Raw genomic sequence first — 14,591 nt, 5'->3', positions numbered from 1 at the left:
TCTTGGTGGGTCTGGGAGGACTTGAACCTCCGACCCCACGCTTATCAAGCGTGTGCTCTAACCAGCTGAGCTACAAACCCGGATTCTCTTCTTAAGCGAACCTTGTCTTCACTCAAGCATTTTTCCGCATCTTCTACAGTTTACCGATAAGTGTGAATGCAACAACCTCTTCTTTCTCTAGAAAGGAGGTGATCCAGCCGCAGGTTCCCCTACGGCTACCTTGTTACGACTTCACCCCAGTCATGAAGCATACCGTGGTAAGCGGGCTCCTTGCGGTTACCCTACCTACTTCTGGTATCCCCCACTCCCATGGTGTGACGGGCGGTGTGTACAAGACCCGGGAACGTATTCACCGCAGTATGCTGACCTGCGATTACTAGCGATTCCGACTTCATGCACTCGAGTTGCAGAGTGCAATCCGGACTACGATCGGTTTTGTGAGATTGGCTCCACCTCGCGGCTTGGCTACCCTCTGTACCGACCATTGTATGACGTGTGAAGCCCTGGTCATAAGGGCCATGAGGACTTGACGTCATCCCCACCTTCCTCCGGCTTGTCACCGGCAGTCTCATTAGAGTGCCCAACTTAATGATGGCAACTAATGACAAGGGTTGCGCTCGTTGCGGGACTTAACCCAACATCTCACGACACGAGCTGACGACAGCCATGCAGCACCTGTGTTACGGCTCCCGAAGGCACCCCTCCGTCTCTGGAGGGTTCCGTACATGTCAAGACCAGGTAAGGTTCTTCGCGTTGCATCGAATTAATCCACATCATCCACCGCTTGTGCGGGTCCCCGTCAATTCCTTTGAGTTTTAATCTTGCGACCGTACTCCCCAGGCGGTCGATTTCACGCGTTAGCTTCGCTACTAAGCAGTCATGCTGCCCAACAGCTAATCGACATCGTTTAGGGCGTGGACTACCAGGGTATCTAATCCTGTTTGCTACCCACGCTTTCGGGCATGAACGTCAGTGTTATCCCAGGAGGCTGCCTTCGCCATCGGTATTCCTCCACATCTCTACGCATTTCACTGCTACACGTGGAATTCTACCTCCCTCTGACACACTCTAGTCACCCAGTTCAGAACGCAGTTCCCAAGTTGAGCCCGGGGATTTCACATCCTGCTTAAGTAACCGTCTGCGCCCGCTTTACGCCCAGTAATTCCGATTAACGCTCGCACCCTACGTATTACCGCGGCTGCTGGCACGTAGTTAGCCGGTGCTTATTCTTCAGGTACCGTCATCAGACAGGGGTATTAACCCCGCCCTTTTCTTCCCTGACAAAAGTCCTTTACAACCCGAAGGCCTTCTTCAGACACGCGGCATGGCTGGATCAGGCTTGCGCCCATTGTCCAAAATTCCCCACTGCTGCCTCCCGTAGGAGTCTGGGCCGTGTCTCAGTCCCAGTGTGGCGGATCATCCTCTCAGACCCGCTACTGATCGTCGCCTTGGTAGGCCTTTACCCCACCAACTAGCTAATCAGATATCGGCCGCTCAAACAGCGCAAGGCCAAATGGTCCCCTGCTTTCTTCCTCAGAAGATATGCGGTATTAGCTAATCTTTCGATTAGTTATCCCCCACTGCTCGGTACGTTCCGATATGTTACTCACCCGTTCGCCACTCGCCACCCAAGAAGCAAGCTTCTCTGTGCTGCCGTCCGACTTGCATGTGTAAAGCATGCCGCCAGCGTTCAATCTGAGCCAGGATCAAACTCTTATGTTCAATCTCTAACTTTTTAACTTCTGGTCTGCTTCAAAGAAACCAACAGGACAATGTCTAAAACATCATCTTGTCTGTCTTTCAAACAGTGTGAGGCTGTCGCACTCACACTTATCGGTAATCTGTTTTGTTAAAGAGCGAAAACGAATTATAAAGCATTTCATCTCATTGTCAATCAAAACTTTTCTTAAAACCTCGAAAAATCAGACCAACTGTGATATACTTACCTGTTCGTTCAATCACCGCCGAAGCAGCGAAGAACCGAACTATACCCCCCTCCTCAAAAACCGTCAACTCCCAAACAACAAAAAATCCCACAAAACTAAACAACAACCTGAAATACAAAGACTTTTATTTCAAAATATTCTCAAACCAAACTCAATCAACAGCAAAGGTCGTCTGAAATCCCTTTCAGACGACCTTTATTAATCCAAATACACTATTACCCGAATAACTCTCACCTTAACGCTGCAGCAAGATTTCCAATACAAACTTGCTTCCTACATAAGCGAACATTAGGCTGACAAACCCGATGATTGTCCAAACGGCTGCTTTTTTACCCCGCCATGCCGTCATACTGTGCTTAAGCAGTAACGCACCGTAAATTATCCATGAGAGAATGCCGAATACGGTTTTATGGGTAAATGTAACGGGTTTACCGAATACAGCTTCTGCAAAAAATGTCCCGCTGACAACCGAATAGGTTAATAAGATAAAACCTACCCACATCCCCTGGAACATGAGCTTTTCCAAACTCAGTAAAGACGGCAGAAAACCGGACAAACTGGAAACACGTCGCCTATGCAGGTTACGGTTGAGCAGCAAAATCAAAACGGCAAACAAGGTCACAATGCCGAATAAACCGTATGCCAGCAGCGATGTACCAATGTGCGACATAAACGGCAAATCATTGATTTGGTAACCGACATATTTTCCTGGAAACAGCGCGCCCAATAATAAGGTAAACGCTGCACACGGATATAAAAGCAGCTGCAATCCGCGCAGACGATAGAAAAAACTACCAACGAAATACACCAGCAGCATCAACCATACGATCAAACTGATGGAATACCCAAAGCCCATAATCAAAATCTTGTCTTGAATGACAGGCATAAGCAATACAGCACCGTGCATGGTCAGCGCAGCACCCAAAACAGCCAACTCGGCTTTTAGAGGATAATCTTTAATCTCTCGGGTCTTGTGATTGAACCAAACGAATATACCCAATCCGGCATACACCAGTATCAGGCAAATCAGGATAGTCGGCATAACAAACTTTCTTGGCACGCATACATAACCGCACGCGATAGTGTAAAATAATCTCAATTTTATTTTAGCAAAGAATGCCCCGAACAGGGCAGCTATTATCATTACCAAGGACAAGCATGTTAGACAACTTAACCAACCGCTTTAGTAAAGTTTTCAAAAATATCCGCGGTCAAGCAAAACTGACAGAAGACAACATCAAAGAGGCGCTGCGGGAAGTCCGCCTTGCCCTGCTCGAAGCGGACGTAGCCCTGCCCGTTGTAAAAGAATTTGTCAACAACGTCAAAGAAAAAGCCCTCGGACAGGAAGTTGTCGGCAGCCTGACGCCCGACCAAGCCTTTATCGGTGTCGTCAACCAAGCCCTGATCGAATTGATGGGTAAGGAAAATTCCTCTTTGGACTTGGCGGCCGTACCGCCTGCTGTTGTTTTAATGGCAGGTCTGCAAGGTGCGGGTAAAACCACCACCGTCGGCAAACTCGCCCGCCTACTGAAAAACGAACAGAAGAAAAAAGTCTTGGTCGTTTCAGCCGACGTGTACCGCCCCGCCGCGATTGAACAGTTGCGCCTTTTGGCCGAGCAAGTCGGCATTGACTTCTTCCCTTCCGATTCCAATCAGAAACCTGTCGAAATTGCCACTGCTGCGATTGATTATGCAAAAAAACACTTTTACGACGTCTTGATGGTCGATACCGCCGGACGCTTGGCGATTGACGAAGAGATGATGAATGAAATCAAAGCGCTGCACGCAGCCGTCAATCCTGTAGAAACCTTATTCGTCGTTGATGCCATGTTGGGTCAAGACGCTGTAAACACCGCACAAGCATTTAACGAAGCCTTGCCGCTAACCGGCGTCATCCTGACCAAAATGGACGGCGATTCACGCGGCGGTGCGGCATTGTCTGTGCGCCACGTTACCGGAAAACCCATCAAATTTATCGGTATCGGTGAAAAAATCACAGGACTCGAACCCTTCTACCCAGACCGCATCGCCAGCCGTATCCTCGGTATGGGCGACGTGTTGAGCCTGATTGAAGATGTCCAAAAAGGCATAGACGAAGAAGCCGCCGCCAAAATGGCGAAAAAGCTGCAAAAAGGCAAAGGCTTCGACCTCAATGACTTTAAAGAACAAATCCAGCAAATGCGCAATATGGGCGGACTGGAAAGCCTGATGTCAAAAATGCCGGGCGAACTGGGTCAGATTTCCAAACAAATTCCCGAAGGCACGGCAGAAAAAGCCATGGGTAAAGTCGAAGCCATCATCAACTCCATGACACCCAAAGAACGCGCCAACCCAGCCCTGCTCAAAGCCAGCCGCAAACGCCGCATTGCCGCAGGCGCCGGTACCAGCGTAGAGGAAGTTAACAAAATGCTCAAACAGTTCGAACAATCACAACAAGTCATGAAAATGTTCAGCGGAAAAGGACTGGGCAAACTGATGCGTATGGCAAAAGGCATGAAGGGTATGAAAGGAATGTTCCCTGGAATGTAATCAGCAGGAAAACTAAGAGAGGTCGTCTGAAAACTGAAATTGGGTTTTCAGACGACCTCTCTTTATGTATAGGCATCGGGAACTAAGCCTTTTATTTGAAATTCATATACGCTTGAGCAAATCCGCCAGACAAAACAAAAAACCCGCAGCAATAGCTGCGGGCTTTATACCTATTTAACACTAAACCGGTATTACCATTCGTAGTTCACGCCTACGTTGTAAGATGCAGAGCCGCCTGAAGAGGTACCCACTGCAAGACCGGCTTTAGCTGCAAAGTTTTCATTGAAGCGGTAGCCTGCACCCACTGCAACTGCGGTGTCAGATTTGAAACCACCCAAAGCAGCGGTAACGTTGAACTTACCAACGCTGTAAGGTTGGAACAGACCGCTGAGGGCTGCTTGTGCAGCAAGACCTTGGCGGGTCTCTTTGCGCAGATTAGCTACGTTTTTGTCCAAGCTGTCGATACGCGCTGAGTTTTTAGCAATACCGGCAGCGTGTTGATTGCTTGCTGTTTGCAGGGTAGCAATATCGGTAGCGTGTTGGCTGCTTGCTGTTTTCAGTGTAACAATATCGGCTTTGTTAGTTTCAACTTGTGCTGCATTTGCATCAGCAGCCTTTTGTGCAGCTTGAGCAGAACCTGCGGCAGCTTTAGCTGATTTTTCAGCCTCAAGAGCTGCATTTTTAGAAGTTTCCACAGCCGCTTTATCGGCTTTAGTTTCGATTGCTGCCGTGTTGGCTTTTACATCCGCGCTAATGTCGTTAACGACTTGTGCGGTTTTGACCAATGCTTCGCTGTTGTCGTTGACGGTTTCAGTCAAGTCACCCAACGCTTCATCGTGTGCAGCTACAACTTCTTTCAAACCCAATCCGCCAAAGCCGTCAGCTTCAACATCTGCTTTCTGGGCAGTACGGATGACTTTTGAGCCGTCTTCTTTAGTTACAACAATTTGATCGCCTTCTTTAAAACCGTTGAGCTCTTGGGCATTCTCAATTGTTGCCAATGCAGCTTGCGCAGCTGCTTTTTGTGCTGCCTCCACTTCGGATTTATCGGCTTTGGTCTCGATTGCTGCCGTGTTGGCTTTTACATCCGCGCTAATGTCGTTAACGACTTGTGCGGTTTTGACCAATGCTTCGCTGTTGTCGTTGACGGTTTCAGTCAAGTCACCCAACGCTTCATCGTGTGCAGCTACAACTTCTTTCAAACCCAATCCGCCAAAGCCGTCAGCTTCAACATCTGCTTTCTGGGCAGTACGGATGACTTTTGAGCCGTCTTCTTTAGTTACAACAATTTGATCGCCTTCTTTAAAACCGTTGAGCTCTTGGGCATTCTCAATTGTTGCCAATGCAGCTTGCGCAGCTGCTTTTTGTGCTGCCTCCACTTCGGATTTATCGGCTTTGGTCTCGATTGCTGCCGTGTTGGCTTTTACATCCGCGCTAATGTCGTTAACGACTTGTGCGGTTTTGACCAATGCTTCGCTGTTGTCGTTGACGGTTTCAGTCAAGTCACCCAACGCTTCATCGTGTGCAGCTACAACTTCTTTCAAACCCAATCCGCCAAAGCCGTCAGCTTCAACATCTGCTTTCTGGGCAGTACGGATGACTTTTGAGCCGTCTTCTTTAGTTACAACAATTTGATCGCCTTCTTTAAAACCGTTGAGCTCTTGGGCATTCTCAATTGTTGCCAATGCAGCTTGCGCAGCTGCTTTTTGTGCTGCCTCCACTTCGGATTTATCGGCTTTGGTCTCGATTGCTGCCGTGTTGGCTTTTACATCCGCGCTAATGTCGTTAACGACTTGTGCGGTTTTGACCAATGCTTCGCTGTTGTCGTTGACGGTTTCAGTCAAGTCACCCAACGCTTCATCGTGTGCAGCTACAACTTCTTTCAAACCCAATCCGCCAAAGCCGTCAGCTTCAACATCTGCTTTCTGGGCAGTACGGATGACTTTTGAGCCGTCTTCTTTAGTTACAACAATTTGATCGCCTTCTTTAAAACCGTTGAGCTCTTGGGCATTCTCAATTGTTGCCAATGCAGCTTGCGCAGCTGCTTTTTGTGCTGCCTCCACTTCGGATTTATCGGCTTTGGTCTCGATTGCTGCCGTGTTGGCTTTTACATCCGCGCTAATGTCGTTAACGACTTGTGCGGTTTTGACCAATGCTTCACTGTTGTCGTTGACGGTTTCAGTCAAGTCACCCAATGCTTCATCGTGTGCAGCTACAACTTCTTTCAAACCCAATCCGCCAAAGCCGTCAGCATCAACATCTGCTTGTGTAGCTTTTTTAGTGGATTTGACGCCATCATCATCAGTCACAACGATTTCATCGCCATCTTTAAAACCGTTGAGTTCTTGTGCGTTTTCGATTGCTGCAAGCGCTGCTTGTTCAGCGGCTTTTTTGGCTCGTTCAGTCTCAGCGGTCAAATCAGCAAGACTTTGGTCATGTTTCGCTGCAACTTCTTTCAGACCCAGTCCCCCAAAGTCATCAGCATTAACGTCTGCTTGTGTAGCAGTACGGATGACTTTTGAGCCGTCATCTTTAGTTACAACAATTTGATCGCCTTCTTTAAAACCGTTGAATTCTTGAGAATTTTCAATTGTTGCCAATGCAACTTGTGCAGTAGCTTTTTGCGTAGCCTCTAACTCTTTAGCCAAGTCTTCTACGCCTTTGCTTGCTTTGTCAGCTTTTTCGGTAACTGCATCAATTTTAGAAGCTGCATCTACGGCTTTATCGGCAGCATCTTTGGCTTCTTTTACTTTGCCGTCAACGTTGGCAGAAAGCGCGGTTACTTTGTCTTCGGCGGCTTTGGCAACGGCTTTGGCATCTGCTGTGTCTTGCGCCAGGCTGTCCACACGGGTGTTTACTGCGGTTACGTCTCCAGCTACTTTTTCGATGGATTCGGAAAGCTCAGATGAAGCTTTGGAAATTTCATTGTCTACGTCATTAAATTTGCCAGAAATTTCTTCGCCCATTGCTGTCATATCTTCAGCAATCTTTTTATTGTTGCTGGCAATGGTGTTTTTCAGTTCATCCACCAGTTGATCTACGGCTTTATCCTGCTCATCCAAAGCTTCATCTATGTCTTTAGCTAAATTATCCACTCGCGTGTTGACAGCAGTAATACCGCCTGCCAAACCCACACCTTTCATGCTGTCGGCTGCAATATCTGCATTAGTGGCTTCACGAACGGTTTTACTGCCATCTTCATTAGTAGCGACGAAGTTGCTGCCGGCAGCAAAGCCATTAACTGCCTGCTCCAGCTCCATAGTTTTCAACAACAAGGCTGAGCTATCCTTGTCAAAAGTGAATTTCCCAGTATCTTCATCGAATTTGGTGTTTTCACCAAAAACGGTCTGAAATGCCATAGCATTTTGTGCCTTTTCGGGAATTGAACCCAGATCTCTTTCAGCCGCGCCCGCTGCGCTGCTTACCACAGCTGCCGCAACAGCCATACTCAATGCTTTTACGTTGAATTTTTTCATGTTTTTTACCTTTTGTGGTGGGTGTAAGGACGTTATTCAAGCTTCTCTTTTCCCCGTAAACTGAAAAGGGACACCGCATGGTCTTAACGGTGATAGTCACTTGAAGAAAGTTGCACCTGCAATTGTAAAAAAATGAAATTTAAATGCAAGTATTTCGCATAACTTTTTTGCATATTGTGAAAATATGTTGCACAAATACATCATCCGCATAAGACGGGCAAATACTCAGCAAATAATTTAGATAAATCATTTTACCCATTCTTGATGATGACAACATATCGGCGTATAAACCGTTGTTTGTTACGCTACGCAGTATGTCATTGAGTTCCAAATTGACTGTTTTTAGGGTATGAAAACAAAAAAAGACTGCGTATAGCAGTCTTTTTTGTCACAAAGCGGCGATTAGCGTTTGAACAGGTTGCCGAATTTGTTGTTGAATTTATCTACGCGACCGGTAGTGTCGACGATTTTTTGAGTACCGGTGTAGAACGGATGGCACAAAGAGCAAACCTCAATGTTGAAGCTGTCTTTTTCCAGAGCGGATTTAGTGACGAATTTGTTACCGCAGGAGCAGGTAACGTTGATTTCGTGGTAATTAGGGTGGATACCTTGTTTCATGTTGTTTCCTTTCGATTAAGCGGGCATAGGGGATGTGCCTATGCTTCAAACAAGCTGGCGATTATTGATAATTTTTGTTTTTTTGTCAAGAGGATATTACTTTTACTCTGGCTAGAGGCCTAAAATATCGTTATTTTTCAGTATGGCTAGCGAATTTACTGGAATAACGTATTGTTGCTAGGCGTTCGACTGGGCGATATTTGTTATAAATAAGGTTTTTAGTGCTGCCTGCTATCAAGCCGTATATTCGGGCAGCAGATTGGTTTTGAAGCAGTAAGCCGTTGTTCATTCGAATCCACACTCATTCTAACAAATCCATCACAAACAGCATTATGTAGCTTGTGATTGTGAATCAGATTATGCATATACCGAAATTTACCATTTTTCATAAACTTCATCTTACAACGCGTGTCTCATGTGAACCTGTCCTCAAAATGGAAAATTGGATGAGTATTAAAATAAAAATGTGTTCTTGGCTGCTGCGCGGACTGGGCGGAATGTTGCCTCAGTCTTATATGAGGGTTATAGGACCGCCTTCTCAAAAAATCAGATCTTTCCTTGCATCGGGAATTTCCTCGCATATCGGCAAAAACGTCAATATTGAAAAGGGTGCGTATGTCATGCCGGATACGGTGATCGGCGATAACTCGGGGATCGGTGTCAATTGCGAAATATGCTACGGTCTGACGATAGGAAATAATGTCATGATGGGGCCGGAATGTTTGTTTTATTCCAATAATCACAAGTTTAACCGTGAGACTTTGAAATATGAGGGCTATACGGAAATCAATCCGATTGTGATTGAGGATGCTGTTTGGATCGGACGGCGCGCGATTATTATGGGCGGGGTCCGGGTAGGTAAAGGGGCAGTCATCGGCGCAGGGGCTGTGGTAACCAAAGATGTGCCGCCGTATTGCGTCGCCGCTGGGAATCCTGCGGTTATCAAGAAGAACCTGTTAGAAGATTAAGTACACACATCACGATTTCCAACCAAATATATATAAAGGTCGTCTGAAAATGTTTTCAGACGACCTTTTTTCGTATCAAAGCAAATTAGCCGCGCCGCCAAGTTGTACCGCCGGCGTTGTCTTCTAGAATGATTTTGTGTTCGTTCAGAAGGTCGCGGATGCGGTCGGACTCTGCCCAGTTTTTATCGGAGCGAGCCTGTTTCCGCTGGGCGATTAAATCTTCGATTTCTTCGTTGGAGAGGCCATCTGAAACCGCGCCGCCTTGCAGGAACTCGGTCGGATCGCGTTGCAACAGGCCGATGATGCCGCCCAAGGCTTTCAGGCAGCCGGCGAGGTATGCGTCGTTGGTTTTATTCACTTCACCTGCCAGTTCGAACAGTACGGCAACGGCTTCGACCGTACCGAAATCGTCGTTCATGGCGGCGTAGAAGCGGCGGGTGTAGTCATTGGCGTTTTCGGACAATTCAAACTCAGCGGCAGGGGTGTTTTTCAACGTAGTGTACAGACGGGTCAGCGCACCTTTTGCGTCGTCCAAATGCGCGTCGGAGTAATTCAGCGGGCTGCGGTAATGGGCGCGCAGGATGAAGAAGCGCACGACTTCGGGGTCGTATTGTTTCAACACTTCGCGGATGGTGAAGAAGTTGCCCAGCGATTTGGACATTTTTTCGCCGTCCACACGAATAAAGCCGTTGTGCAGCCAGTATTTGACGTGGCTGGCAATACTTTGCCCGTGGTGGGTTTGCGCGTGGTCGTGGCCGCAGGTATGCCCTGTCGCACCGACGCTTTGGGCGATTTCGTTTTCGTGGTGCGGGAATTGCAAATCCGCGCCGCCTCCGTGGATGTCGAAAGTGTCGCCGAACAGGTTTTCACTCATGGCGGAGCATTCGATATGCCAACCCGGACGGCCGTTGCCCCACGGGCTTTCCCATGCCGGCTCGCCTGCTTTGGCCGCTTTCCACAACACAAAATCAAGCGGATCGCGTTTGAAACCATCCACTTCCACACGCTCGCCTGCGCGCAGGTCGTCCAACGATTTGCCTGATAATTGTCCGTAAGCGGCAAACTCGCGCACGGCGTAGTAAACGTCGCCGTTTGCGGCAGGGTATGCCTTGCCGTTTTGAATCAGGGTTTCAATCATGGCAATCATTTGCGGGATATTTTCCGTCGCCTTCGGCTCGATGTCGGGACGCAACACGCCCAAAGCATCGGCATCTTCGTGCATAGCCTGAATGAAACGCGCAGTCAGTTCGCCGATGGTTTCGCCGTTCTCAGCCGCACGGGCAATGATTTTGTCGTCGATGTCGGTGATATTACGCACATAAGTAAGCGGATAACCGCACTCGCACAGCCAACGGGCAATCATGTCGAATACAACCATCACGCGGGCATGGCCTAAATGGCAGTAGTCGTAAACAGTCATACCGCAAACGTACATACGCACGTTTTTAGGGTCGATGGGGGCGAAGGGTTCTTTTTGGCGGGTGAGGGTGTTGTAGAGGTTTAGCATTTTTATAACTTTGGTAAGAATAATTTTCAAGATGACGCTTTTATAATATTTTCTGGATTAATTTTAAATCCAGATTCCGTTAGCCTCTCCGCTAAACGAGAAACAGTTTCTCTAACATGATTATCGAAACCAATATATAAAATGCCATTAGCATCTGACGGGACTTCTAAATCCCCTTTTTTTAGAATAGCAACATGCTTTCTTCCTATAGAAGAAAGTAGCATTCCCATTTCAAGTACAACATTTTGCCTTGCTCGTGGCTGCACTTTATCAGGTGATTTAATTGCATATCCCATATCATCTGGAGTAAGTAAAACTATCCCAAATTTTACTTCTGTAGGAGCTGTCCCAATTTGCTGCTCCAAAGCCTCAATAATAGTTAGACCATTACCCCCAGTATTTTGCAAAACGAAATGTTCAATACCAAGTTTATGTAAAACCAACTCTAACTGTTCACGAGCCATTTCATCATGCCCATGAACCACAAATACTTTGCCTTTCGTTTCAACTGTAGCAGGAACAATTTTTTCTATTGTTTGTAGCTGATGAGTTTTTGCTTGTGATATAGAGGATATTGAAGAAGTATTTGAATCACATAATTCATTAATCATTTTGCTTAATGCCTCATTTGGTTTCCCCTGAATATTAATAGTTCCTGTACTAGGCCAAAAATTTATTATTGATCCATCTTGAAATCTTAAACAAATTTTATTACTGCCATCTATCTCTTCTTTGATTGGATTGAATCCATTCTTTGATAGATGTTGTTTAAGGTTGTCGAGAGTTCCACGAAATTTTATAGTCATAATAATTGCTCCCTTAATAATGGGCTATAAGATAATGTTTAGTAAATTTTCATACCCTATTTGCACTGCAGTAAAAAAAACGCTTTAGGTTTAACGCTCTACATGGCCGACGATCTTTTCCGTGCCATCCGGCCGAAGTTCGACGATATTGCCGTTTTCATCGCCGACATACACCGATGTGTATTTGCGCTTTTCGGCCATCCATGCGCGGTAGAGGCTTTGCAGCGTGTCTTGTTTGCGTTTGAGGCGTTGGATTTGCTCTTGGGTAATCATGTTACTCCATTATGGCGCGGATTAGGCCGTCTGAAACCTTTTCAGACGGCCTCAATTTGCATTCACTCCGCTTTCAGCACCGAAGTATCGGTTTGCGGCTGTGCGGCAACTTGGGCGGCTTGGGCTTTTTCGGCGGCTTCTGCTTCGGCTTCGATGCGTTTTTTTTCGGTTAGGTATTGGTTGATTTGGTGTACCAACTCCTGCGTGCCTTGGTGGGTCAGCGCGCTGATTTGGAAGAGACGCGGGGTTTCCATGTCGAATTGGAAGCGGTCGTCTGGTTTGGGGTAATCCCAGCCGATGGCTTCGAGGAAGGCGGCAGTGCGCGTTTGGGCTTCTTCTTCGTCAAGCATGTCGAGTTTGTTCAGCACGAGCCAGCGCGGTTTGCCGTAGAGTTCTTCATCGTATTTGCGCAATTCGTTGATGATGGCAAGGGCTTCTTCGGCGGGGTTGACGGTTTCGTCGAAGGGGGCTAAATCGACGACGTGCAGCAGCAGACCGGTGCGCGATAAGTGTTTGAGGAAACGATGGCCGAGGCCTGCGCCTTCTGCCGCGCCTTCAATCAGGCCGGGGATGTCGGCCATGACGAAGCTGTGGTTTTCGTCGATGCGCACGACGCCTAAGTTCGGATGCAGGGTGGTGAAGGGATAGTTGGCGATTTTGGGGCGCGCGGCGGATACGGCGGTAATCAGGGTGGATTTGCCGGCGTTGGGCATGCCTAATAAGCCGACATCGGCGAGGACTTTGAGTTCGAGTTGCAGGGAACGGGTTTCACCTTCTTCGCCAGGCGTGGATTGTTTGGGCGCGCGGTTGATGGACGATTTGAAGTGGATGTTGCCCAAGCCGCCTTTGCCGCCTTTGGCGAGGCAGACGCGCTGGCCGTGGTGGGTGAGGTCGGCGACGATTTCGTCGGTGTCGAGGTCGCGGATGAGGGTGCCGACGGGCATTTTGAGGACGATGTCGTCCGCCCCTGCGCCGTAGCGGTCGGAACCGTGGCCTTTTTCGCCGTTTTTGGCTTGGTAGCGTTTGACGAAGCGGTATTCGACGAGGGTGTTGGTGTTTTCGTCGGCTTCTGCCCAGACGCTGCCGCCTTTGCCGCCGTCGCCGCCGTCGGGGCCGCCGCGCGGTACGAATTTTTCGCGGCGGAAACTGGTTGCGCCATTACCGCCTTTGCCTGCGGCGACTTCGATTTTTGCTTCGTCGATGAATTTCATGGTGTTCTCTTGTATTTTGGGTTTCAGACGACCTTTTGTGTCGGAGGTCGTCTGAAAAAATGGGAATGGGGGATATTATAAGGGATATGGGGGATGTGCGCCCGTTTCTCTGTCCCTCTTGGTTTTTTGCCGGATTTTTTGTGAAAACAGCCGTCCTGAAATCGCAGTTTCGGACGGCTGTTTGCTTTTTGGGATTATTTGGCAGTTTTCTGTTCTTCGCGTACTCTGTCTGCAAGCAGGTCTATGGTTTTCATACCTGATTCCCAGTCGGCAAATTCGACTTTGTATTTACCGCCGACAATGACGGTAGGCGTGCCGTCGATTTTGTAGGTATTGGTCAACTCTGCCATTTTGTCTGCGCGGGTTTGGCTTTCGGGAGATTCATAGGCAGCGAGGACTTTTTTGCCGTCAAAAGCGGTTTGCTCGTTCAACCATTTTTTGAGGGTTTCAGGGTCTTGCAGTTTGACTTTCTGATTAACCATAGCATCAAAGATATGGCTGTTTGCAATGTCTTTGGTGTCTGCGACCGCCATATCGACGGCGGCAGCAAGGCGCGCCAACGGCTTCATCTCATCGCCCCAAACAACGTGTTCAGTACGAAGGTAGGTGTCGTCTTTGAAGGTTTTGACGTGTTTGCTCAAAACGGGCTCGAGGTGGGCGCAGTGCGGACAGAAGTAGCCGAAAAATTCGAGGACTTCGACTTTGCCTGCCTGCTGTTGGGGAATAGGCGTGCTGAGAGTGGTGTAGTTAAGCCCTTCAACCAAAGCGACAGGCGCAGCGGAGGCTGCTGAAGCCGCAGGCGCACTGTCGGCAGGAACGCTGGTTTGGACTTTGTTGTCGCAGGCGGTCAGGGCCAGCAGAGCAGCAGCGAGGGTAAGGGTTTTCAGTTTCATGTTTACTCCGTGATTTTCAGTCTAATATGGGATTCTATTGTATTTTTACAGTTTGATATATGGTTTGATGCGAAAAAGACGGTTTCATATGAAGAAAGGATGATTTCAGACGACCTTTGAAAAATAGGGATTTAGTGCAAATTTACCGTCTGCAGGTACTGGCTTTCAGTATTTTTAAACTGAGAATCTTGATCAAAAGTATCAAACTGCGAATAGTTTGAAGAAATCGGCGGATTCGGATTTGAAGTGCAACACTTGCCGCATACTGACCTTTTTCTGTTATGGAAAGTCGCACTTCAAATCCGAATCCAAGGTCGTCTGAAAATCCGTCCATGCATTGCTACTATTTGAGACCTTTGCAAAA

The 14,591-nt window shown here is 47.8% G+C and carries 10 protein-coding genes, 1 tRNA gene and 1 rRNA gene; 2 read left to right on the top strand and 10 right to left on the bottom strand.

Annotated elements, in window-relative coordinates:
• Window positions 1-3: 3 nt before the first annotated feature.
• The 3 genes from H3L95_RS11790 to H3L95_RS11780 all read right to left on the bottom strand — a co-directional run bounded on the left by H3L95_RS11790 (window position 4) and on the right by H3L95_RS11780 (window position 2,988).
• Window positions 4-80 (bottom strand) — tRNA-Ile (locus H3L95_RS11790).
• Between the two features lie 101 nt (window positions 81-181).
• Window positions 182-1,722, bottom strand: a 16S ribosomal RNA gene (locus tag H3L95_RS11785).
• A gap of 459 nt (window positions 1,723-2,181) precedes the next feature.
• Window positions 2,182-2,988: a cytochrome C assembly family protein gene (locus tag H3L95_RS11780; protein ID WP_049224579.1), complete on the bottom strand. Its 807-nt coding sequence runs from the start codon at window positions 2,986-2,988 to the stop codon at window positions 2,182-2,184.
• 116 nt (window positions 2,989-3,104) lie between these two features.
• Between H3L95_RS11780 and ffh the strand changes: the two genes are divergently transcribed.
• Window positions 3,105-4,475, top strand: coding sequence for a signal recognition particle protein (ffh, locus tag H3L95_RS11775; RefSeq protein WP_003760371.1), 1,371 nt, complete (start codon window positions 3,105-3,107; stop codon window positions 4,473-4,475).
• Window positions 4,476-4,666: 191 nt separating this feature from the next.
• Here the strand turns inward: ffh and H3L95_RS11770 are convergent, their stop codons facing one another.
• The gene (locus H3L95_RS11770; RefSeq protein WP_182096165.1) at window positions 4,667-7,951 is read right to left on the bottom strand and encodes a YadA C-terminal domain-containing protein; all 3,285 of its coding nucleotides are present in this window, start codon (window positions 7,949-7,951) and stop codon (window positions 4,667-4,669) included.
• 402 nt (window positions 7,952-8,353) lie between these two features.
• The gene (gene rpmE / locus H3L95_RS11765) at window positions 8,354-8,569 is read right to left on the bottom strand and encodes a 50S ribosomal protein L31 (RefSeq protein ID WP_003760375.1); all 216 of its coding nucleotides are present in this window, start codon (window positions 8,567-8,569) and stop codon (window positions 8,354-8,356) included.
• A 434-nt stretch (window positions 8,570-9,003) separates the two neighbouring features.
• Between rpmE and H3L95_RS11760 the strand changes: the two genes are divergently transcribed.
• On the top strand, window positions 9,004-9,537 hold the full coding sequence (locus tag H3L95_RS11760; RefSeq protein WP_003760379.1) for an acyltransferase: 534 nt from the start codon (window positions 9,004-9,006) through the stop codon (window positions 9,535-9,537).
• An 85-nt stretch (window positions 9,538-9,622) separates the two neighbouring features.
• Here the strand turns inward: H3L95_RS11760 and cysS are convergent, their stop codons facing one another.
• The 5 genes from cysS to H3L95_RS11735 form a co-directional block, all read right to left on the bottom strand.
• Window positions 9,623-11,044, bottom strand: a complete 1,422-nt coding sequence (gene cysS / locus H3L95_RS11755) for a cysteine--tRNA ligase (protein WP_040668883.1) — start codon at window positions 11,042-11,044, stop codon at window positions 9,623-9,625.
• 26 nt (window positions 11,045-11,070) lie between these two features.
• Entirely contained in the window at window positions 11,071-11,850 is a 780-nt protein-coding gene (locus H3L95_RS11750; RefSeq protein WP_003760382.1) for a TIR domain-containing protein, read from the bottom strand.
• Between the two features lie 90 nt (window positions 11,851-11,940).
• The gene (locus H3L95_RS11745; protein ID WP_003760384.1) at window positions 11,941-12,123 is read right to left on the bottom strand and encodes a hypothetical protein; all 183 of its coding nucleotides are present in this window, start codon (window positions 12,121-12,123) and stop codon (window positions 11,941-11,943) included.
• 62 nt (window positions 12,124-12,185) lie between these two features.
• A complete protein-coding gene (obgE, locus tag H3L95_RS11740; protein WP_182096164.1) occupies window positions 12,186-13,334 on the bottom strand; it encodes a GTPase ObgE in 1,149 nt (382 codons plus the stop codon).
• A 194-nt stretch (window positions 13,335-13,528) separates the two neighbouring features.
• Complete coding sequence (locus H3L95_RS11735; RefSeq protein WP_003760389.1) at window positions 13,529-14,227, bottom strand: thiol:disulfide interchange protein DsbA/DsbL; 699 nt, start codon at window positions 14,225-14,227, stop codon at window positions 13,529-13,531.
• Window positions 14,228-14,591 lie beyond the last annotated feature (364 nt).

The organism is Neisseria sicca, assembly GCF_014054945.1.
Taxonomy (GTDB): Bacteria; Pseudomonadota; Gammaproteobacteria; order Burkholderiales; family Neisseriaceae; genus Neisseria; species Neisseria sicca.
This window is presented reverse-complemented; position numbering and strand designations above follow the sequence as displayed.

Bases quoted from the DNA above. Each gene is read 5' to 3' on its own strand.
- ffh (WP_003760371.1), top strand. From the start codon at position 3,105: ATGTTAGACAACTTAACCAACCGCTTTAGTAAAGTTTTCAAAAATATC.
- H3L95_RS11750 (WP_003760382.1), bottom strand. From the start codon at position 11,850: ATGACTATAAAATTTCGTGGAACTCTCGACAACCTTAAACAACATCTA.
- H3L95_RS11770 (WP_182096165.1), bottom strand. From the start codon at position 7,951: ATGAAAAAATTCAACGTAAAAGCATTGAGTATGGCTGTTGCGGCAGCT.
- rpmE (WP_003760375.1), bottom strand. From the start codon at position 8,569: ATGAAACAAGGTATCCACCCTAATTACCACGAAATCAACGTTACCTGC.
- H3L95_RS11780 (WP_049224579.1), bottom strand. From the start codon at position 2,988: ATGCCGACTATCCTGATTTGCCTGATACTGGTGTATGCCGGATTGGGT.
- H3L95_RS11735 (WP_003760389.1), bottom strand. From the start codon at position 14,227: ATGAAACTGAAAACCCTTACCCTCGCTGCTGCTCTGCTGGCCCTGACC.
- H3L95_RS11745 (WP_003760384.1), bottom strand. From the start codon at position 12,123: ATGATTACCCAAGAGCAAATCCAACGCCTCAAACGCAAACAAGACACG.
- obgE (WP_182096164.1), bottom strand. From the start codon at position 13,334: ATGAAATTCATCGACGAAGCAAAAATCGAAGTCGCCGCAGGCAAAGGC.
- cysS (WP_040668883.1), bottom strand. From the start codon at position 11,044: ATGCTAAACCTCTACAACACCCTCACCCGCCAAAAAGAACCCTTCGCC.
- H3L95_RS11760 (WP_003760379.1), top strand. From the start codon at position 9,004: ATGGAAAATTGGATGAGTATTAAAATAAAAATGTGTTCTTGGCTGCTG.